21 protein-coding genes are annotated in these 19,636 nt (G+C 37.5%); 13 read left to right on the top strand and 8 right to left on the bottom strand.

The window, feature by feature from the left end:
* Nucleotides 1-22: 22 nt before the first annotated feature.
* Genes radA through panC form a run of 5 tightly spaced genes read right to left on the bottom strand, consistent with a single transcriptional unit; the run spans nucleotide 23 to nucleotide 4,775 of the window.
* Nucleotides 23-1,387, bottom strand: coding sequence for a DNA repair protein RadA (radA, locus tag I6U50_RS04875; RefSeq protein WP_193711467.1), 1,365 nt, complete (start codon nucleotides 1,385-1,387; stop codon nucleotides 23-25).
* A gap of 19 nt (nucleotides 1,388-1,406) precedes the next feature.
* Entirely contained in the window at nucleotides 1,407-2,555 is a 1,149-nt protein-coding gene (locus tag I6U50_RS04870; protein ID WP_198638042.1) for an alpha/beta hydrolase, read from the bottom strand.
* Between the two features lie 37 nt (nucleotides 2,556-2,592).
* Complete coding sequence (locus tag I6U50_RS04865) at nucleotides 2,593-3,558, bottom strand: lysylphosphatidylglycerol synthase transmembrane domain-containing protein (protein ID WP_198628656.1); 966 nt, start codon at nucleotides 3,556-3,558, stop codon at nucleotides 2,593-2,595.
* Nucleotides 3,559-3,563: 5 nt separating this feature from the next.
* The gene (gene panD, locus I6U50_RS04860) at nucleotides 3,564-3,914 is read right to left on the bottom strand and encodes an aspartate 1-decarboxylase (protein WP_193711464.1); all 351 of its coding nucleotides are present in this window, start codon (nucleotides 3,912-3,914) and stop codon (nucleotides 3,564-3,566) included.
* 3 nt (nucleotides 3,915-3,917) lie between these two features.
* On the bottom strand, nucleotides 3,918-4,775 hold the full coding sequence (gene panC / locus I6U50_RS04855; RefSeq protein WP_198628655.1) for a pantoate--beta-alanine ligase: 858 nt from the start codon (nucleotides 4,773-4,775) through the stop codon (nucleotides 3,918-3,920).
* A 110-nt stretch (nucleotides 4,776-4,885) separates the two neighbouring features.
* Between panC and I6U50_RS04850 the strand changes: the two genes are divergently transcribed.
* The 6 genes from I6U50_RS04850 (at nucleotide 4,886) to I6U50_RS16070 (ending at nucleotide 12,350) form a co-directional block, all read left to right on the top strand.
* Nucleotides 4,886-5,698: a glycogen/starch synthase gene (locus I6U50_RS04850; RefSeq protein ID WP_193711462.1), complete on the top strand. Its 813-nt coding sequence runs from the start codon at nucleotides 4,886-4,888 to the stop codon at nucleotides 5,696-5,698.
* Nucleotides 5,699-5,711: 13 nt separating this feature from the next.
* Nucleotides 5,712-7,313: a DUF4270 domain-containing protein gene (locus I6U50_RS04845; protein ID WP_198638041.1), complete on the top strand. Its 1,602-nt coding sequence runs from the start codon at nucleotides 5,712-5,714 to the stop codon at nucleotides 7,311-7,313.
* A 27-nt stretch (nucleotides 7,314-7,340) separates the two neighbouring features.
* Nucleotides 7,341-9,188, top strand: coding sequence for a glutamine--fructose-6-phosphate transaminase (isomerizing) (gene glmS / locus I6U50_RS04840; RefSeq protein ID WP_198638040.1), 1,848 nt, complete (start codon nucleotides 7,341-7,343; stop codon nucleotides 9,186-9,188).
* 259 nt (nucleotides 9,189-9,447) lie between these two features.
* Complete coding sequence (atpD, locus tag I6U50_RS04835; protein WP_193711459.1) at nucleotides 9,448-10,962, top strand: F0F1 ATP synthase subunit beta; 1,515 nt, start codon at nucleotides 9,448-9,450, stop codon at nucleotides 10,960-10,962.
* Nucleotides 10,963-11,043: 81 nt separating this feature from the next.
* Nucleotides 11,044-11,337, top strand: coding sequence for a hypothetical protein (locus I6U50_RS04830; protein WP_198638039.1), 294 nt, complete (start codon nucleotides 11,044-11,046; stop codon nucleotides 11,335-11,337).
* 80 nt (nucleotides 11,338-11,417) lie between these two features.
* Nucleotides 11,418-12,350 carry a DMT family transporter gene (locus tag I6U50_RS16070; RefSeq protein WP_198638038.1) on the top strand — a complete coding sequence of 311 codons (933 nt, stop codon included), beginning with the start codon at nucleotides 11,418-11,420 and terminating at the stop codon, nucleotides 12,348-12,350.
* Here the strand turns inward: I6U50_RS16070 and I6U50_RS04820 are convergent, their stop codons facing one another.
* Both I6U50_RS04820 and I6U50_RS04815 read right to left on the bottom strand, forming a co-directional pair.
* A complete protein-coding gene (locus I6U50_RS04820; protein WP_198638037.1) occupies nucleotides 12,351-12,560 on the bottom strand; it encodes a helix-turn-helix domain-containing protein in 210 nt (69 codons plus the stop codon).
* A gap of 2 nt (nucleotides 12,561-12,562) precedes the next feature.
* Complete coding sequence (locus I6U50_RS04815; protein WP_198638036.1) at nucleotides 12,563-12,943, bottom strand: DUF2975 domain-containing protein; 381 nt, start codon at nucleotides 12,941-12,943, stop codon at nucleotides 12,563-12,565.
* A gap of 379 nt (nucleotides 12,944-13,322) precedes the next feature.
* Between I6U50_RS04815 and I6U50_RS04810 the strand changes: the two genes are divergently transcribed.
* From I6U50_RS04810 to mnhG, 7 genes are read left to right on the top strand one after another with little or no spacing between them, the layout of a single operon-like run.
* Nucleotides 13,323-15,632 carry a putative monovalent cation/H+ antiporter subunit A gene (locus I6U50_RS04810; protein ID WP_198638035.1) on the top strand — a complete coding sequence of 770 codons (2,310 nt, stop codon included), beginning with the start codon at nucleotides 13,323-13,325 and terminating at the stop codon, nucleotides 15,630-15,632.
* A gap of 43 nt (nucleotides 15,633-15,675) precedes the next feature.
* The gene (locus I6U50_RS04805; protein WP_193711454.1) at nucleotides 15,676-16,086 is read left to right on the top strand and encodes a Na+/H+ antiporter subunit B; all 411 of its coding nucleotides are present in this window, start codon (nucleotides 15,676-15,678) and stop codon (nucleotides 16,084-16,086) included.
* 3 nt (nucleotides 16,087-16,089) lie between these two features.
* A complete protein-coding gene (locus I6U50_RS04800) occupies nucleotides 16,090-16,443 on the top strand; it encodes a Na+/H+ antiporter subunit C (RefSeq protein WP_079719904.1) in 354 nt (117 codons plus the stop codon).
* Nucleotides 16,440-17,960, top strand: a complete 1,521-nt coding sequence (locus I6U50_RS04795) for a proton-conducting transporter transmembrane domain-containing protein (RefSeq protein ID WP_193711453.1) — start codon at nucleotides 16,440-16,442, stop codon at nucleotides 17,958-17,960. Before I6U50_RS04800 ends, I6U50_RS04795 begins: the two co-directional genes overlap by 4 nt.
* The gene (locus I6U50_RS04790; protein WP_198638034.1) at nucleotides 17,960-18,436 is read left to right on the top strand and encodes a Na+/H+ antiporter subunit E; all 477 of its coding nucleotides are present in this window, start codon (nucleotides 17,960-17,962) and stop codon (nucleotides 18,434-18,436) included. The genes I6U50_RS04795 and I6U50_RS04790 overlap by 1 nt, the downstream gene beginning before the upstream one ends.
* The gene (locus tag I6U50_RS04785; RefSeq protein WP_075325587.1) at nucleotides 18,433-18,708 is read left to right on the top strand and encodes a cation:proton antiporter; all 276 of its coding nucleotides are present in this window, start codon (nucleotides 18,433-18,435) and stop codon (nucleotides 18,706-18,708) included. Before I6U50_RS04790 ends, I6U50_RS04785 begins: the two co-directional genes overlap by 4 nt.
* Nucleotides 18,705-19,118 (top strand): monovalent cation/H(+) antiporter subunit G, encoded by a 414-nt coding sequence (gene mnhG / locus I6U50_RS04780; protein WP_198638033.1) that lies wholly within the window; start codon nucleotides 18,705-18,707, stop codon nucleotides 19,116-19,118. The genes I6U50_RS04785 and mnhG overlap by 4 nt, the downstream gene beginning before the upstream one ends.
* A 61-nt stretch (nucleotides 19,119-19,179) precedes the next feature.
* Here the strand turns inward: mnhG and I6U50_RS04775 are convergent, their stop codons facing one another.
* Nucleotides 19,180-19,623 (bottom strand): MgtC/SapB family protein, encoded by a 444-nt coding sequence (locus I6U50_RS04775; protein WP_198638032.1) that lies wholly within the window; start codon nucleotides 19,621-19,623, stop codon nucleotides 19,180-19,182.
* Nucleotides 19,624-19,636: the final 13 nt, after the last annotated feature.

The following is a 19,636-nucleotide window of genomic DNA, read 5'->3' as shown; positions in this document are numbered from 1 at the left end:
TTTTTATTCCCCAATCTCTGGGTTACCCAAACAAATGACTTACAACATCTTCAATTTTAGCAACTTTTATCACATTGATGTTGAAATTGCTTTTTGGGACCTTGCTTTGTTTGGAAACCAGGATTGAAGCAAAGCCGAGTTTTTCGGCTTCTATAATACGTTGCTCTACACGGGTAACCGGTCTAATTTCTCCGGCAAGGCCAACTTCAGCAGCAAAACAAATATCTTTTGGAATAGAGATATCTTCATTTGAAGATAAAATAGCAGCAATTACGGCCAGGTCTATTGCAGGATCATCTACACTAATTCCACCTGTAATATTTAAAAAAACATCTTTGGCGCCCAGCCTAAAACCAGCTCGTTTTTCTAGAACAGCCAATAGCATGTTTAGTCGTTTTACATTGTAACCTGTAGCCGACCGTTGTGGTGTTCCATACACAGCTGTACTTACCAGCGCCTGAATTTCTATCATAAGAGGGCGCATTCCTTCTAAAGTGGCCGAAATGGCTGTGCCGCTGAGATCTTCATCGTTCCTGGAAATAAGGATTTCAGAAGGGTTGCTTACTTCTCGTAAACCGCTTCCCTGCATTTCGTAAATACCCAGTTCGTGGGTAGAGCCAAATCGGTTTTTATGAGCCCGTAAAATTCGATATACGTGGTTTCTATCGCCTTCAAACTGCAAAACGGTATCTACCATATGCTCCAGTACTTTTGGGCCTGCAATACTGCCTTCTTTTGTGATATGACCTATTAGAATAACCGGGGTGTTGGTTTCTTTTGCAAATTTTATAAGCTCTGCTGTGCATTCCCTAATTTGGGAGATGCTTCCCGGGGCACTTTCAATATAATCGCTGTGCAGGGTTTGAATAGAATCTATAATAATCACTTCGGGCTCAATGCTTTCAATTTGCCGAAAGATATTTTGGGTTTTGGTTTCGGTAAGAATATAGCAATTGGCAGCGACAGGATTAATACGTTCTGCCCGCATTTTTATTTGTTGCTGACTTTCTTCTCCTGAAACGTATAATACCTTGTAGTTTAATTGAAGTGAAATTTGAAGAAGCAATGTGCTTTTTCCTATGCCCGGTTCACCGCCCAGTAGGGTGAGCGATCCAGGTACAAGTCCGCCGCCTAAAACCCGGTCCAGTTCGGTGTTGCCGGTATTCCATCGGTTTTGGGGGCTGTTTTCAATTTCAGCTATTTTTAAAGGTTTGGAAGTTCGTTTTGCCTGGTTATGGGTAGCGGTTTTCCAGTCTTTTTTATCTGGTTTTTCTACAATTTCTTCAGCAATGGTATTCCACTCGCCACACGAACTGCATTTGCCCTGCCATTTCGCATATTGACTTCCACAATTTTGACAATAGAACGTTGATTTAACCTTGGCCATTTAGCTTTAAATTTTGCTGCTAATAACCGAAATCTTTTTTAATTGCATCGGCTTTTGCCAGCATAAAATCGGTGTTTAAAAATGCTATTTTTTCTTGTCCGTATGCATTTTGGTAGGTTCGCATTGCTTTTCTAGGATTGCCGGTTTCTTCTTCGTAGCGTGCTTCAAAGTAGGTGCCAAGCATAGTGCCGGGATAGTTGTCATAAGCCAGGTCACTTAAACCTTTGTAATCTTCCCATCTTTTCGTTTTTTCAATCGCATTATGAATGGCCATAAAATCTTCTAAGCGTATTTTTTTCTCAATACCGAAAAGCTCGTTTATGCTTTCATATTTATCAGTTAAAAACTCTACTGAAGAAACCGAAGTTTGTAGCAAAAGCTCATTGTAATCTTTCTTACTTATAGATCTGTAAACATTAAAAATGCTCTCGAGGGCGGCAGGGATTGCTTTTCCTACCAAAGAATAGTGGGTAGCATTTTCAAAATTATCAAACTCATAGGTCACCAAATCGTTTTCCAAAGCTGTTAGTTGTTCGTTAAGGGCTTCGATCCCATTTTTTAGCTGTGGGATATCATCAGTTCCGGTAGCCAAATAAAGCCATTTTTTGGTTTCAGATTTCCTTAAGGCATTGCTGATACGATCTACCATTTGGGGTGCCAGGTCCGGGCTTAAATTAATATAGCCATGAAAAATAGGATTGGATTTCAACAGGTAATAATTAATGAAATTTGCCGTATAATCGTGGCCCGCAATTACTCTAAAATTGGCAGTCCTATATTTATTATCTATATGCTGCAAAAGTTCCATTCCCAGGAATTCAAAAAAGGCTGCGCCTTTATTTGCCGGAAGAAAATTGTGATCTTCATAATAAGCATCGTCCATACGCGATTTACTTTGGTTGACGCCAACTACAATCATTTCGGGGGCATCTTCCCAATAGGAATAATAATCTACATTGCCGGCCATGGGTTCAAATAGATAGTCGCCATCTAATACCAGGATTACCGGGTAGGTTTTTTCGGTGTTTTCTTCGTAATTTCTTGGTAATTGAATTTTAATTTCCCTTGTTTCCCCAAGTTTTTGGGAAGAAATAGTTTCATAAAGTGTTTGTGCTGAACTTAGTAGCGGTGCTACCAGCAGCACAAAAATTAGTAATTTTTTAATCATAGGTGTTGGGTTTTGTTTAACCAACACAAGATATAATTTATTTCCGACGGTTGAAAATTGGGAGGAAAATGAAGGAAAGTCCGCCCAGGATAAGTACCAAAAGGGTTTGTGTGCTCCAGGTAATCCATCCAAAGGCTTCGCCGGTTTGTTTAGAAATGCCAAAAACAACTAAGATAGCCCCAATGGCCACCGGGTAAACGCCAATTCCGCCATTGGTAGCCGAAACTGCAAAAGAACCCACAACAAAAGTAGCCATAACTACAGAGAAACTAACTTTTTCCATTCCGGGAACGGCAAAAATAATTACATAGAACATTAGAATGTACATAATCCATATAAACAGGGTATGGAAGATAAATGCCCATTTTTGTTCCATTTTAAAAATACTTCGCATCCCTTCTAAAAGTCCGCGTGCCATTTTTTTTATGCGAACTAAAAATGAGAGTTGTGATCTTTTTATAAACTGAAGTACAATAATACCGAGTAATAAAAGAGCTATAAGTAAACCGAAACTGGTTAAGGGGTTAATATTATTATTGCTAAAGTAAGTGAGTAAATATTCGGTTTGAAGTAATAATGTGAATGCCGTAATAGACAGCATAATAACAACATCGGCAATTCTTTCAGAAATAATGGTCCCGAATGCTTTTTCAAAAGGGATCTTTTCATAAGAGGAGAGACTCGCTGCGCGCAAAACTTCCCCCGATCTTGGAATTCCGAAATTTGCCAGGTACCCGGCCATTACGGCCATAAAGCTATTGAGGAGCCTGGGTTTGTAGCCCATAGGTTCTAGCATAAACTTCCAGCGGTACGCACGCGAAAGGTGGGAGAGTCCGCCAAGAACCATAGATAGTAGTAAAAACCAGGGATTGGCATTTAAAATATTTTGCCATAATTCTTCCCTTTCTTCTGGTGTGGCGGTATTTAGGGAATACCAAACTAAAAAAACTCCCAGTAAAAGTGGGAGTATAATTTTAAGTATTTTAACCAGGTTCTTATTCAAATGAATTAGCTCAAAAGATTGTTTTCTTCATTAGGGAATACAAGTGAAGGTTTAAATGATTTTGCTTCTTCAAAATCCATAATAGCATAAGCGATTAATATTAAAATATCGCCCTTGGCAACTTTCCTGGCCGCGGCACCATTTAAGGTAATTTCGCCAGAATTTCTTGGACCCGGTATTACATATGTTTCCAAGCGTTCTCCATTGTTGTTGTTTACAATTTGGACTTTTTCCCCTTCAATTATATTGGCAGCTTCCATAAGATCTTCATCTATAGTAATACTGCCTATGTAATTAAGATCGGCACCTGTAACTTTTACTCTGTGTATTTTAGATTTTACTACGTGAACTTGCATAGTTTATTCTTCGTTATTTAGGGCAATATTGTCTATAAGCCTAACTTCTCCAACATAGGCCGCGATAAAAGCACGGTAGGTATTGCCTTTTCTTTTTCGGTTAATTTTTTCTAATGTTTGGGTATTGGCAATCTCAAAATATTCTAGTTTTAAAACCTGATGATTTTTAAATTGCCCCTCTACCCAGTTTTGAATATATTCTGCACTTTTTGTGCCAAATAGTTCGTTAACTTTAAGCAGGGTTTTGTAAATAAAAGAGGCTTCCTCACGCTCAAAAGTATTCAACCTCTCATTTCGGGAACTTCTTGCTAATCCATTTTCTTCCCTTAAAATAGGGCAGCCTACTATTTCTACAGGAAGCCCGGTTTTATCAATTAATTTTCTTACAATTTGTAATTGCTGAAAATCTTTTTCACCAAAAAAAGCCTTGTGTGGTGTAATTACTTCGAAGAGTCTTTTTACGATGGTTCCAACCCCGTCAAAATGTCCGTTTCGGTGTTTTCCCTCCATTACTTGCTCTAATCCATCAAAATTAAACTGCTCGGCACTTATATTTTCGCCATATAATTCTTTAGCTGTGGGAGTGAAAATCCAAAGCTCAGGATCGGCTTGTTTTAAAAGCCTTATATCTTCCTCTAAAGTACGCGGATATTTCTCAAGATCGGCAGGGTTGTCAAATTGGGTTGGGTTTACAAAGATGCTGATAATCACCTGATCACATTCCTGTAATGCTTGTTTTACCAGGGATAAATGTCCCTGGTGTAATGCCCCCATGGTGGGGACTAAACCAATGATTTTTGCATTGGATTTTGCGGCCTTAACCGCCGCTTTTAGAAGGGTTTTTTCTTTGAAAACCTGCATTTTATTATAAAATTAACAGCGTGCAAACTTAATATATTACTAGCAATCTGCATAAATTTTTGTAATTTTGCGTGTTTTTTGTTCGCAATCGCAATTAAAGCCATCTATTTATGAAAGATAAGAGGATATTATACGTATCATCTGAAGTTATTCCTTACCTGCCCGAAACCGAAATATCATCCACGTCTTTTGAAGCCGCAAAAATGGTAAATAATATTGGAGGGCAAATAAGAATTTTTATGCCCCGGTTTGGTAATATCAATGAACGCCGCCACCAACTTCACGAAGTGATAAGGCTTTCTGGGATGAATTTGGTGATTAATGATCTAGATATGCCATTAATTATTAAAGTGGCATCTATTCCTAAGGAAAGAATGCAGGTTTACTTTATAGATAATGAAGATTACTTTAAAAGAAAAGCTACTCTCACTGATGAGGATGGTAACTTATTTGAAGATAATGACGAGCGTGCCATCTTTTTTGCTAAAGGAGTAATAGAAACCGTGAAAAAATTAAATTGGTCGCCCGATATTATTCATGTACATGGTTGGCTGGCATCCTTGCTTCCGTTGTATCTAAGATGTTATTATGGGAATGAGCCTTTGTTTAATGGTGCAAAAATAGTTACTTCTGTATACAATCAAGACTTCGAAGGAACGTTAGATGAAGAGATGCAGGAGAAAGTCTTGTATGACGGAATGGAGAAAGAAGATATAAAACATTTAAAAACCCCAAACTTTGTTAATTTAATGAAGCTGGCAGCAGATCATTCAGATGCGGTAATTACAGCCGGTGATAATATCCCTGAAGAACTTGCTACATATTTAACCAGAATTAATAAGCCATTGCTTCCTTATAAAAATAGGGAAGAATTTAGCCAGGCTTATCAGGATTTTTATACTAACGAAGTTTTATCTGAATAGAAATTTTTATCGAATGAATTTAATGAGAATGATGTATAAAACAGCAACTTTACTTGTTGTTGTTTTTGCTTTTGTGGCCTGTGATGATGAGTATAGTACTGTTGGAGGTGAGATTATTGAAAATACCAGTGATCTTGAGCTAGAGGAGGTTGAAGTTACTGCCTACAGTAAAAAAATCAATTCAGTACAAACAAATAAGCTTGGAAACCATTTATTGGGGGTTTATAATCATCCTATTTACGGGCAAACCACAGCAAGTATTCTTACTCAAATTTCACTACCTACACAAAACCCTACTTTTGGTACAGAACCAGAGCTTGATAGTGTGGTTTTAACAATTCCTTATTTTAGTACTGAAGCTGATTCAGATGAAGATGGGAATATAACTTATGCTTTAGACTCTGTGTATGGCAACACTCCAATTAGAATTTCTATTCAGGAATCTAATTATTATTTGAGAGATTTAGATCCAGATGCCGATTTTCAGGATAGTCAACGTTATTACTCAGATGAGCAAGATTTATTTGAACAAAACCTTACCGGGGAGGTGATTTACGAAAATGATAATTTTCTGCCTTCTAATCAGGCTATTGTTTCCTATGAAGAAAATGACCAGGGTGAGCAAGATACCATTGTTTCCGGTCCGGCGTTAAGAATTAAACTTCCGACTGCGTATTTTCAGGAAAAAATTATAGAAAAAGAAGGTTCTGGCGTACTTAGTAATAATAATAATTTTAAGAATTACTTGCGCGGAATGTTTATTAAAGCTGAGCCAAAAGAAGAAGATGGGACCATGATCTTTTTTAACCTTAATAAAGAGTCTGGTGCCGGAATAGAACTGTTTTATACCAATGAGGTGGAAACCACCAATGATGATGGCGGTACAGATACCATAAGACGTCGTAAACAATATAAACTTGATTTGGGTAGTACTATTGTAAATAGTTTTAAAGGAGAGTATCCGGGAGATATATTGCAGGCTATAGAAGAAAGTAATGCGGAAGCAGGTGCTGAAAAGCTTTTCCTGAATGGGGGAGAAGGAAGTATGGCGGTGATAGAGCTTTTTCAGGATGAAGAGCAAATAGAGGCTTTAAAAGAAAAGGACTGGCTTATTAACGAGGTTAATCTTAATTTTTACGTAGATAAAAGCTTTGTTAGTGAGATGAATGAGTATAATAGGCTTTATTTGTATGACCTTGATAATGGAAGGTTGCTGGCAGATTTAAGTTTTGCTCGTAATTTTGTTCAGGATTTTAATTCTGCCCAACCACTTAATTCCCTAACTTCCTTTTCTAAAATTTTGAAAGATGCCTCTAATGATGAGCCTGTTGGATATAAAATAAATCTTACCCAGCACGTAACCAATATTTTGGAGGATGATGCTGAGAATGTTCGGTTGGGATTGGTGTTGGTTGATAATATTAACAATGTATTTTTAGACAGAAGAGACGGTCCTATTACCCCATTACAATCAGGTGTGAGAGGGCTTGATGATATTGAGACAATACCATCAGAAGTAATTACAACCCCCGAGGGCACTGTTTTGCACGGTAACCTATCAAACGATGAAGAGAAACGATTAAAACTTAGAATATACTACACAGAGATTAAATAATTTACTAACTAATACCAATATACTATTATGTGCGGAATTGTAGGATATATTGGGCACAGGGATGCTTATCCCGTTGTCCTTAAGGGGCTTCAAAGACTGGAATATCGTGGATACGATAGTGCAGGAATTGCCCTTTATGATGGAGAAGAACTTAAGCTTTGCAAAACACAAGGTAAGGTTGCGGCTCTAAAAGAAAAACTTGAAAATACCATAACTATCAACGGAAATGTTGCGATAGGCCATACACGCTGGGCTACTCATGGAGAGCCAAGCGATGTAAACAGTCATCCGCATTATTCAAATTCGGGAGATTTAGTTATTATTCATAATGGCATTATAGAAAATTATGATGCTTTAAAAAAAGAATTGAAAACCAGGGGGTACACCTTTAAAAGTGATACCGATACCGAAGTATTGGTTAATCTTATTGAAGATGTAATTATAAAAGAAGGTGTTAAGCTTGGTAAGGCCGTTCAAATTGCATTAAACCAAACTATTGGTGCTTATGCAATTGCGGTTTATAATAAAACCAAACCAGATGAAATTGTTGTGGCTCGTTTAGGGAGTCCGCTTGCCATTGGAGTTGGGGAAGATGAATTTTTTATAGCCTCAGATGCTTCGCCTTTTATTGAGTATACCAATAATGCAATTTACCTGGAAGATGGTGAAATGGCCGTGGTACGCAGGGGGAAAGAGGTTAAAGTACGAAAGATTCATGACGATACTTTAGTGGTTCCTTATGTTCAGGAGTTGCAACTTAATCTAGAGCAGATAGAAAAAGGTGGTTATGAGCACTTTATGCTTAAAGAAATTCATGAGCAACCAACTGCAATAAAAGATACTTATCGGGGTAGGATGTTGCCCGACGAAGGTATAATTAGAATGGCAGGAGTAGACGATAATCTGGAACGTATAGCTAATGCGAAACGAATTCTTATCGTGGCCTGTGGTACCAGCTGGCATGCCGGTTTAGTTGCTGAATATATTTTTGAAGAACTGGCGAGGATTCCTGTAGAAGTGGAATATGCTTCAGAATTTAGGTATCGTAATCCTATTATTTCAGAAAAAGATGTCATAATAGCAATTTCCCAAAGTGGGGAAACTGCCGATACGATGGCGGCTATAAAACTTGCCAAGGAAAAAGGTGCATTTGCTTTTGGGGTTTGTAATGTGGTGGGGTCTTCTATTTCAAGAGAAACCCATGCAGGGGCTTACACTCATGCCGGGCCCGAAATTGGTGTGGCTTCAACAAAAGCTTTTACTACTCAAATTACAGTACTTACTTTATTGGCTTTAAAACTTGCCAAACAAAATGGGACTATTTCTCATACAGAGTTCATGACCTATTTGCAGGAAATGGAGCGTATTCCTTCTAAAATTGAAAGTGCTTTAGAGGGTGATGAACATATAAAGATGATTGCCGATATTTATAAGGATGCCAGAAACTGCCTTTACTTGGGTAGGGGGTATAACTTTCCGGTTGCATTGGAAGGGGCACTTAAGCTTAAAGAAATTTCCTATATTCATGCTGAAGGCTATCCGGCTGCCGAAATGAAACACGGTCCTATTGCACTTATTGATGAAGAAATGCCGGTAGTAGTGATAGCGACTAAAAAAGGGCATTATGAGAAGGTGGTGAGTAATATACAGGAAATCAAGTCTAGAAAAGGTAAAATTATAGCTATTGTTACCGAAGGTGATACCGAAGTAAGAGAACTTGCCGATCACGTAATTGAAGTGCCTGAAACCCTGGAGCCTTTAACACCACTTGTTACAACCATTCCGCTTCAGTTGTTGTCTTACCATATTGCGGTAATGCTTGGGAAAAATGTAGATCAACCCAGAAACTTAGCTAAGTCGGTTACGGTAGAATAACGGCGTATTCGATTTAAGTAAGAATATATAAATCCCTTTTGAAATTTTCAGGAGGGATTTTTGTTTTAATGGCTGCTTAAGGCTTAATTTTGCTCGCTTTACTAAGCTTGAAAAAAGTTATTTTAAGAGAGGTATGATTTTATTTAGAAAAAACTATCTTTGCAGCCTGAAAATACCTTTCTGCGTTTTTAACGCATTGTGAATTATAATATTGGGGTTTTCAGATATTTTAAATACGAAAACATTAAAGAATTAAATAATGTCTAAAGTAACAGGTAAAGTTGCCCAAATTATTGGCCCTGTAGTTGATGTTGTGTTCGACTCAGAGAATGCTGAATTGCCAAAAATCTATGATTCTTTGGAAATCACCAGAAAAGATGGTTCCATTTTAGTTTTAGAAGTGCAATCGCACATTGGAGAAGAAACTGTGAGAACAGTATCTATGGATTCTACCGATGGTTTAAGCCGTGGTGTAGAAGTGGTTGCTACAGGAGCACCTATACAAATGCCAATTGGTAAAGATGTATATGGTCGTTTATTCAACGTTGTTGGAGATGCTATTGACGGTCTTGGAGAGCTTCCTAAATCTGGAAAAGATGGAATGCCTATCCACAGGGAAGCACCAAAATTTGAGGACTTATCTGTTTCTACAGAGGTTTTATTTACCGGGATTAAAGTAATTGACCTTATTGAACCTTATGCAAAAGGTGGTAAAATTGGTCTTTTTGGTGGTGCCGGTGTAGGTAAAACTGTATTGATTCAGGAATTAATTAATAATATCGCAAAAGGCCACGGTGGTCTTTCTGTATTTGCCGGGGTAGGAGAGCGTACTCGAGAAGGAAATGACCTTCTTCGTGAAATGCTTGAATCTGGTATTATAAAATATGGTGACGCTTTTTCTGAATCTATGGAAGAAGGCGGTTGGGATCTTAAAAAGGTCGATAAAACTGCAATGTTAGATTCTAAAGCAACTTTCGTTTTTGGACAAATGAACGAACCGCCAGGGGCACGTGCTCGTGTGGCGTTATCAGGACTTACAATAGCCGAATTTTTCCGTGATGGAGCGGGAGATGGCCAGGGGAAAGATGTTCTTTTCTTCGTAGATAATATTTTCCGTTTTACACAGGCTGGTTCGGAGGTGTCTGCACTTCTTGGGCGTATGCCTTCTGCGGTAGGTTATCAGCCAACTTTGGCAACAGAGATGGGTGCGATGCAAGAGCGTATTACTTCAACTAAAAACGGATCTATTACGTCTGTACAGGCGGTTTATGTACCTGCCGATGACCTTACCGACCCGGCGCCGGCAACAACATTTGCCCACCTGGATGCAACTACGGTACTTTCACGTAAAATTGCCGAGCTAGGTATTTACCCTGCGGTAGATCCATTAGAGTCTACTTCAAGAATTCTTACTGCCGATATTTTAGGTGACGATCATTATAAGTGTGCACAACGAGTAAAAGAGCTTTTACAGCGTTATAAAGAATTGCAGGATATTATTGCTATTCTTGGTATGGAAGAACTTTCTGAAGAGGATAAGCTTGCTGTATCACGTGCCAGACGTGTACAACGTTTCCTATCTCAGCCTTTCCACGTAGCCGAGCAGTTTACCGGTTTAAAGGGAGTTTTGGTTGATATTAAAGATACTATTAAAGGATTTAATATGATTATGGATGGTGAATTAGATCACCTTCCGGAATCGGCTTTTAACCTTAAAGGTACTATAGAAGAAGCCATTGAGGCCGGAGAAAAAATGTTGGCTGAAGAAGACTAATTTATTTTTAGCCGCAATTGTAGGTAACACAAAATAAAATATGATGTCCTTGTAATAGTTGTAGGCTGTAAACTAAAAGATATGTACTTAGAAATAGTAACCCCTGAAGCTGTAGTTTTTAAAGCTGATATTAATGCAGTAAAAGTTCCCGGTCATGCCGGAGAATTTCAAATGCTGAATAATCACGCGCCTATAGTTTCTACTTTGGTTGAAGGTGAAGTTAAAATAGAACTTGCTGCCTCTAACAAGGAGCTGGACGATGAGCTTTCTGAAGACTTCAGAAAAGATAAAGGCAGTAGTAATATTCTTTATTATACGATAAAAGGTGGTGTTTTAGAATTGAAAGATAATAAAGCTATTATTCTGGCCGATTAATTTTAGAATATTTAATACTTGAGAAGCCGGACAAACGTCCGGCTTTTTTTATGCCTGTTTAATTACTAATTGTAAATGCTGTGAAGTCTGTTAAGGAGCAAAATAAAGCTTATCTATATGCGGTTTTGGCTGTACTGTTGTGGAGCACGGTAGCGGCGGCCATGAAGTTGTCTTTAGAGTATTTTGACTATCTACAATTGCTGTTTCTTGCGGTTTTAGGTTCTTTAATCTCTTTGTTTTTTATACTGATTCTTCAGAAGAAATTAAAAGAGATTTTTCGCTTTCCGAAAATAGCTTATTTGAAATCGGCTGTTTTTGGTTTGGTAAATCCTTTTATATATTATGTAGTCCTATTTAAAGCTTACTCTTTACTGCCTGCACAGGAAGCGCAGCCTTTAAATTATACATGGCCAATAATGATTACCTTACTTTCTATTCCTATTCTAGGTCAAAAGATTAGCGTTAAAAATTTTATAGCTATTGTTATTAGCTTTTTGGGGGTAGCAGTAATTTCTACACAAGGCAATTTATTATCTTTCTCTTTTAGCAACCCTTATGGGGCATTGTTGGGGCTTGCTTCTGCCGTGATCTGGGCTTTGTTTTGGATATATAATATAAAAGATGAGAGAGATGAAATCAGTAAGTTGTTCCTTAACTTTTTATTTGGAATGATATATATTAGTATTGCGCTATTTGCATTTTCAGAGTTTCCTTCTTTTTCGATAGAAAGTTATGCTGCGGCTGCCTATGTTGGTCTTTTTGAAATGGGAATCACTTTTGTAATTTGGTCTTTAGCCTTAAAGAAATCTTCTCATGCCGCAAAGGTTAGTAAGTTTATCTATTTGGTGCCTTTTCTATCTTTAATAGTTATCTATTTTGTGCTGGGAGAGACTATTCTTTTGTCCACAATCGTAGGGCTTGTTTTTATCGTAAGTGGTTTAGTTTTTGACAATATTAATTTCTCCAGGCTTTTAACAAAAATTAAAAACAGAAAAAAACTTAGGAAGCTTTAATTAGTCTTTTGGGGTGTAATACAAAATATCTCCGGGCTGGCAGTTAAGAGCCTCGCAAATCGCTTCTAAAGTTGAAAATCTAACGGCTTTGGCCTTTCCTGTTTTTAAAATTGAAAGGTTTGCTTTGGTAATTCCAATTTTTTCAGCCAGTTCGTTACTTTTTACGCCCCGATCTTCCAGGATTTTATCTAGATTTATTATAATTGGCATAACTAAACTGTTAATTTGTTTTCTTCTTTTAAAATTTTAGCATTATTGAAAATACTCGAAAGGAATATTAAAAATAAGCCTATACCTATCACAAACCAAAAATCAAATAGATCTGCACTTATCCTTAAACGTCCTTGAAATATAATCCTGAATATAAAATATGCCAGGGCGTCAATAATAGTAATGTATATAATTAACTGACCAATTAATCTGAAGCTTGCAATCTGAAATCTCGTAAATAATTGGCCGGCAAGTAAATTTTTCATCAAGTTTTTAAATAATAGGAAGATGTAAATCCAAAATCCGCCTGATAATAGTTTATAGGTTAAAGTGGTGTATAGTGCATTTCCTGATTCGATTTTAAACTCTTCAGCATCTCGCAATATTTTAAGTATATCCCATGGATTAATAAAGACTGCATAAAGTAGAAAACCAAGTAAAATTATTCAGCCAAAGATCATAAGATAATAAGCTATGCTGAAAATATTCTTAAGCCATTCTGAAGATTTCATTTTTAGGTAATTATTGTTTAACAATAACAAATTTATATTTAATTATTGAAAAACAATAATTCTGTTAATGATAATTGGTAAATTAATTTCAGCATTTTAAGAAATTTGCTAAGAAACAGGCTTCAGGAAATGATTAAAAATGAGAAGCTGCTAAATCGGTGTGCTTTCTGCAGCTTTATGGGGGTTTTGGTAATAAAACTTCAATAAATCTATTATATTTGCGAGGAACGGACTTTTTGAGAGATAATATATGCTAACAGCAATACTTTTAGGTTTTTTATTCGCGTTGTTTCTGGTATTTACAGGAAAGTTCTTCAGGGGGAAAATGGCCATCCTTTCGGCGCTTATCCCGGCAGGCCTTTTTGCTTATTTTGCCAGTTTTATTCCAAAGATTAGTTCAGGAGAAATTATTAGTAGAACTTACCAATGGGTTCCGGCATTTGGCGTAGATCTCAGTTTTAAACTGGACGGCCTTTCGCTTCTTTTTTCCTTAATGATTACCGGGATTGGTTTCCTGGTGTTTGCATATACCGCCTCATATCTTAGGGGGCACAAATATTTAGATAGGTTTTACGGATATTTAAGCCTTTTTATGGCGGCCATGCTTGGGTTGGTACTTTCTGATAACCTAATCTCTATGTTTGTATTTTGGGAGTTAACCAGTATAAGTTCATTTTTTCTTATTGGTTTTAATAATACCAATCCGGCTTCGCGAAAATCTGCCTTAACAGCATTGGGGATAACCGGTTTTGGGGGATTTTCTTTGTTGGCAGGAGCTTTGTTGTTAGGCAGTATTAGTGGTACGTATAGTATTTCTGAAATGCTGAGTATGAAGGAGGCTATTGCCGGTAGTGAATACTATATTTTAGCAGTGATTTTTATTTTTGTTGCTGCATTTACGAAATCGGCTCAATTTCCTTTTCATTTCTGGCTGCCCGGTGCCATGAAGGCGCCTACTCCCGTTTCAACTTATTTGCACTCGGCGACGATGGTAAAAGCGGGTATTTATCTACTTATGCGTTTTACGCCGGTATTAGGAGATCAGGAATTTTGGAATACTACTTTAATAATTGTAGGTGGTGTTACGATGGTTTACTCTGCTGTACACGCCCTTTTTAGAATCGATCTTAAAGGAGTTTTAGCTTATTCTACTATTTCTGCCCTTGGAATCCTGGTATTCTTAATTGGATTAGGAAGTAAGGATGCTTTTTTGGCTGCCTCGGTTTTTATAATTGTTCATGCCTTATATAAAGCTACTTTATTCCTTGTAACCGGAATAATAGATCACCAAACGGGTACCAGGGATGTAACCAAATTGGCAGGACTTCGAAAAATTATGATGCCTGTGGCAATTGCAGGTATTTTAGCAGCGATCTCAAGTGCGGGTATTCCGCCAACAGTTGGATTCTTAGGGAAAGAGCTTACCTATGAAGCTAGTTTGCACGCTGAAGCTTTTATAGTAGTTATCGTGGTAGCTATTGTTTTAACTAAAATATTATTGCTCTGGGCCGGTTTTGTAGCCGGAATAAAACCTTTTACCGGAAAGCTTCCTGAAGAGTATACAAATGTAAAAGCCCCCGATTTCTTAATGTGGGGGCCGGCAATTATCCTGGCTGTTTTAGGTCTCATATTTGGGATATTTCCAATGATAATAGAATCGGCTTTAGTGAAACCTGTGGTTTCAGCTTTAGGAGCTGATGCTTCAGAGTATCACCTCGCGTTATGGCATGGTTTCAATACGGTCTTGCTATTAAGTGCTATTACTATTGCCGTGGGTGTTCTTCTTTACTTTCTAGTGAAACCTTCAGTAAAACTTGAAAATAAGATTGGAAAGTTAGAGTTTATTTCGCCAAAAAGTATTCTGGAAAAAGGAACGCACTATTTTAATGTGTTTTCTGCATTCTGGACTAATGTATTCCAAAATGGCTATTTAAGAAATTATGTGACTACAATAGTACTATTTCTGGTTGTTTTGGTGAGCTACATTATGTTTGGAAGTTCTAGAGTAGTTATAGATCATACGCAACTATCTCAGGTTACTGCTTATGAATTGGTGGTAGCCTTAATTTTAATTGCCGGCGTTTTCTATACGGTTTTTACAAAATCGAGACTTGCTGCCGTGGCGGCTATGGGTGTTGTTGGTTTGGCAATTTGTTTGATTTTTGTTTTTTACAGTGCGCCCGATTTGGCGATGACGCAGTTTTCTATAGATACGTTAACCGTAATTTTATTTGTATTGGTGCTATATAGATTGCCGAAGTATTTGACTCTTTCAGACTATAAAATGAGGATTAGGGATGGGGTATTGTCGGCAGCTTTAGGTACAGTAATATGCCTATTGGCACTTCAGGTTTTAGCTGAACCAACCAATAGTGAGGTTGGTGATTTTTATGCTAAAAATGCTTATATAATGGCCCATGGAAAGAACGTGGTAAATGTTATTCTTGTAGACTTTAGGGGCATAGATACATTTATGGAAATTTCAGTATTGGCTATCGCAGCCATAGGTGTTTTTGGCTTGTTGAAACTAAGGTTGAAAAGTACTGATAGGTCCCAGTAAAGACAATGTTAAAAGCCATTTAGGCTTACTAAAATTTATACAGATGAGTACGCTAATTTTAAGAACAGCTTCTAATTACCTTTTACCGGTATTGCTGGTGTTCTCTATTTTTATATTATTGCGCGGGCACTATTTGCCGGGCGGTGGCTTTGTGGGTGGCTTAATTGCTGCAATTGCATTTGTATTGCACGCTTTCGCCAATGGCCTGGATGATACTAAAAACTTATTGAGATTTCACCCCGGTTTTTTGATGCCGGTAGGCTTAGCTCTTGCTTTTTTTAGCGGGTTGTCTCCAATATTTGTTGATCAGGCTTTTATGACAGGGCTTTGGTTCCCCGAACCTTTCCCGGTAATTGGTAATGTAGGCTCAGCTTTATTTTTTGATATTGGGGTATACCTTGTGGTAATAGGTGTTACCCTCACAATAATATTTACAATCTCAGAATCAGCTTAATTTATGGAAGTTCTTTTAGCGATAATTATTGGGATTCTGTATGCTGCGGGTATTTATATGATGCTTCGCAGAAGTTTGGTGAAACTCATTATTGGAATTATACTCTTAGGAAACGGGGCCAACCTGCTTATATTTCTTCTTGGAAGAATTACTGAAGGGGCACCGCCAATTATCCCCGGAGAATCCAAAGTGTTTTTAGAGGCATACGCAGATCCTGTTCCACAGGCATTAATATTAACCGCTATCGTAATTAGTTTCGGTTTACAATCTTTTGCCATTATTCTTGTGAAAAGAGCGCATAAGGTGGTTAAAACCGATGATCTGGACGAAATGAACGCAACAGACGAAGATTCATGACACAACAATTAATATTATATCCTTTACTGCTGCAATTATTATTGGCTATTTTGCTGATGTTTTTTTGGAAAAGAATTGGAGCGCAGCGTGTAATTAGTATACTTGGTAGCATTGTTCACCTTGGTGTTAGCATAGGTGTCTTTGCCTATATTTGGAACAATGGAACTCAAACCGTGCAGGCAGGTAGTTGGGAGGCGCCTTTTGGTATAACCTTTATCGCCGATACCTTTGCAATAACCATGGTTTTATTAACTTCTATTGCCGGGTTGGCGGTTTCGATATTTTCAGCGGGTTCTGTAATTAGCGACCGATTAAGATTTGGGTATTTTCCCATATTTCACTTCTTATTATTAGGACTTACCGGGGCTTTTTTAACCGGTGATATTTTTAACCTGTATGTTTGGTTTGAAATTATTATAATTAGCTCTTTTGTGTTAATAACTATTGGTGGTGAAAAAGCTCAATTGGAAGGGGCTGTAAAATATTTTACACTTAATTTCCTGGCCTCCATGATATTTTTAACCGCCATTGCGGTGCTTTATGGTTTAACCGGAAGCCTTAACATGGCCGATCTTGCCAATAAAGTAGCTGCAGTTGAAAACCGGGCCCTGGTAGAGATTACCGCTATTTTATTTTTAATTGGCTTCGGAATTAAATCGGCGGTTTTTCCTCTGTATTTTTGGTTGCCGGCTTCTTATCATACGCCGCCTTCGGCTGTATCGGCCATTTTTGGTGGTTTGCTTACTAAAGTAGGTGTGTATGCCTTAATTAGGGTTTTTACCCTGATTTTTGTTGAAGATGTGTTCCTGGATCAAATCTTACTGGTGCTCGCTATTTTTACACTTTTTAGTGGAGCTTTGGGCGCGCTGGTTCAAAATAATATTAGGAAAGTATTTTCATACTTAATTATTTGCCATATTGGTTATATGATTATTGGATTGGGAATGTTTACCGAAGTAGCCATAGCCGGAGCAATTTTTTACCTGGTTCACGATATTCTTGTAAAGACAAATTTATTTATGGTTAGCGGGTTGATTTATCGCATTAAAGGCTCTAATAGCTTACGTGCATTGGGCGGGTTTTATGCCCAATATCCTAAGTTGAGTTTGTTGATGTTTATCCCATTGTTCTCATTGGTTGGAATCCCACCTTTATCTGGTTTTTGGCCTAAAATATCGTTGATTACCGCTAGTTTTGATACAGGAAGTTATTGGAGCTTGGCAGCCATTATCTTTGCAAGTTTTATTACCTTGGTGGTAATAGCAAAGCTTTGGGCCGAAGTTTTCTGGAAAGATGCACAGGAAATACCGGTTAAACCTAAGTTTAGGTATTACCACAAGATTAAAAAAATAAAAAGGATTCAAATAATAGTACCTATTGTTTTCTTAAGTATGGTGACTTTGTATGTAGGTTTTGGTGCAGAACATATTCAAACCCTGGCAGCAAGAATTGCATCAGAATTGATAGATAACCAACTTTATATAGATGCGGTACTTAACACACAAATATCCGAATAATGAAGAGCAGGTTTGTATCTAACTTATTACTCACCTTTGTATGGGTAGCCCTTACAGGAGATTTTAGTTTTCAAAATTACCTGTTTGGATTCCTTGTGAATTTCTTTATTCTGTGGGTTATTACGCGAGGAAGTAGTGATGCACGGTATTTTATGCTTCTTCCTAAACTTATTGCTTTCTTTTTCTATTTTTTATGGGAACTGTTTAAAGCAAATTTGCAGGTAGCTTATGAAGTGGTTACCCCAAACTTTAGAATGAAACCGGGAATTGTTAAAGTTCCTCTTACCATACAAAGCAACCTTGGGATAACTTTTCTGGCAAATATGATCTCGCTTACGCCCGGTACACTAAGCCTTGATGTATCTAACGATAAAAAGGTGCTTTATGTACATAGCATGTATATAACCGATAGGCAGGAATTTATCGATGGGATAAAAAATGGATTTGAAAAACGTATTTTGGAAATATTGAGATGACGCTAACCGATTATTTATATTATATAATTTTACCAATTTTGGCCTTTTCGGTATTGCTTATAGTTTACCGATTTATAAAGGGACCAAGCATTGCCGATAAGATTATTGCTCTAGATGTTTTAATCACTACCGGGATTGGAATTATTGGTGTGTATAGTATTATACACGGAAGATCTACTTTTCTAGATACCGCAATGATTCTTGCATTGATTGCTTTTTTAAGTACAGTAGCTTTTTCTTATTACCTTGAAAAAAGAAATAGAAAGAAATGAGTTCAGTAATAATTGTAATTTTAGTTACTTTAGGAACCTTGTTCGTTTTGCTTTCGGCAATCGGACTTATAAGAATGCCCGATACTTACATGCGAATTTCGGTGAATACTAAGGCCGCAACCCTGGGAGTGGGTTTAATTTTAGTGGGAACAGCAGTTTTCTTTAACGACCTTTCTACTACTTCCAGAGCTTTGGTGATTATTCTTTTTGTGTTCTTAACTGCACCGGTTAGTGCACATTTAATTGGACGGGCTTCTTATTTTATGGGGGTTAAATTGTGGAAAGGTTCTATTATGGACGATCTTCGTGGGAAATATCAGAAAAACTCCTATGTTTTAAAGAGTGAAACAGACGATAGCCCTGAAGATAACGTAGATCATTCTAAAATGGATGATGAGGCTTCGCAATAGGCTATTTAAAACAGGAACTCTATAGTTTAAGAAGCCTTTAAGGCTATTGCGGTGTATTCTTTTAGCTTTTATTTTCCTTTTGTGTTCTTTTCTTTGCCATTAACTTGCGCTCAATAAAACCAAAAAGAAGGTTTATGGCCACTATTGTTATGCATACAACTAAAAGTTCGGTATACATTTGTAATGCTGCAAGTGCTCCCGCACCGGCACTACACCAAATGGTAGCCGCAGTAGTTAAGCCTTTTACATTTTTACCATGCTGAAGTATGGTGCCGGCACCAATAAAACCAATTCCTGTAACTACCTGTCCCAAAACCCTGGAGGTGTCTACAAATTCATCGCCTTTAAATTCTAGCGAAACCAATATAAAAACACAAGCTCCAAGTGCCACAAGGGCGTTTGTTTTTAATCCTGCGCTTTTCCCAGAAAATTCTCTTTCTATACCTATAAATAGTCCGGCTATGGCTGCCAGACCAATGCTTATGCTAAATTCTGCCAGTTCCATATTTATTAGTTGG

Source organism: Salegentibacter maritimus (genome assembly GCF_016236975.1).
Classification (GTDB): Bacteria; Bacteroidota; Bacteroidia; order Flavobacteriales; family Flavobacteriaceae; genus Salegentibacter; species Salegentibacter maritimus.
This window is presented reverse-complemented; position numbering and strand designations above follow the sequence as displayed.

Excerpts from the sequence above, each read along its gene's own strand:
- radA (WP_193711467.1), bottom strand. The coding sequence starts at position 1,387 with ATGGCCAAGGTTAAATCAACGTTCTATTGTCAAAATTGTGGAAGTCAA.
- I6U50_RS04870 (WP_198638042.1), bottom strand. The coding sequence starts at position 2,555 with ATGATTAAAAAATTACTAATTTTTGTGCTGCTGGTAGCACCGCTACTA.
- panD (WP_193711464.1), bottom strand. The coding sequence starts at position 3,914 with ATGCAAGTTCACGTAGTAAAATCTAAAATACACAGAGTAAAAGTTACA.
- panC (WP_198628655.1), bottom strand. The coding sequence starts at position 4,775 with ATGCAGGTTTTCAAAGAAAAAACCCTTCTAAAAGCGGCGGTTAAGGCC.
- I6U50_RS04850 (WP_193711462.1), top strand. The coding sequence starts at position 4,886 with ATGAAAGATAAGAGGATATTATACGTATCATCTGAAGTTATTCCTTAC.
- I6U50_RS04845 (WP_198638041.1), top strand. The coding sequence starts at position 5,712 with ATGAATTTAATGAGAATGATGTATAAAACAGCAACTTTACTTGTTGTT.
- glmS (WP_198638040.1), top strand. The coding sequence starts at position 7,341 with ATGTGCGGAATTGTAGGATATATTGGGCACAGGGATGCTTATCCCGTT.
- atpD (WP_193711459.1), top strand. The coding sequence starts at position 9,448 with ATGTCTAAAGTAACAGGTAAAGTTGCCCAAATTATTGGCCCTGTAGTT.
- I6U50_RS04830 (WP_198638039.1), top strand. The coding sequence starts at position 11,044 with ATGTACTTAGAAATAGTAACCCCTGAAGCTGTAGTTTTTAAAGCTGAT.
- I6U50_RS04820 (WP_198638037.1), bottom strand. The coding sequence starts at position 12,560 with ATGCCAATTATAATAAATCTAGATAAAATCCTGGAAGATCGGGGCGTA.
- I6U50_RS04810 (WP_198638035.1), top strand. The coding sequence starts at position 13,323 with ATGCTAACAGCAATACTTTTAGGTTTTTTATTCGCGTTGTTTCTGGTA.
- I6U50_RS04805 (WP_193711454.1), top strand. The coding sequence starts at position 15,676 with ATGAGTACGCTAATTTTAAGAACAGCTTCTAATTACCTTTTACCGGTA.
- I6U50_RS04800 (WP_079719904.1), top strand. The coding sequence starts at position 16,090 with ATGGAAGTTCTTTTAGCGATAATTATTGGGATTCTGTATGCTGCGGGT.
- I6U50_RS04795 (WP_193711453.1), top strand. The coding sequence starts at position 16,440 with ATGACACAACAATTAATATTATATCCTTTACTGCTGCAATTATTATTG.
- I6U50_RS04790 (WP_198638034.1), top strand. The coding sequence starts at position 17,960 with ATGAAGAGCAGGTTTGTATCTAACTTATTACTCACCTTTGTATGGGTA.
- I6U50_RS04785 (WP_075325587.1), top strand. The coding sequence starts at position 18,433 with ATGACGCTAACCGATTATTTATATTATATAATTTTACCAATTTTGGCC.
- mnhG (WP_198638033.1), top strand. The coding sequence starts at position 18,705 with ATGAGTTCAGTAATAATTGTAATTTTAGTTACTTTAGGAACCTTGTTC.
- I6U50_RS04775 (WP_198638032.1), bottom strand. The coding sequence starts at position 19,623 with ATGGAACTGGCAGAATTTAGCATAAGCATTGGTCTGGCAGCCATAGCC.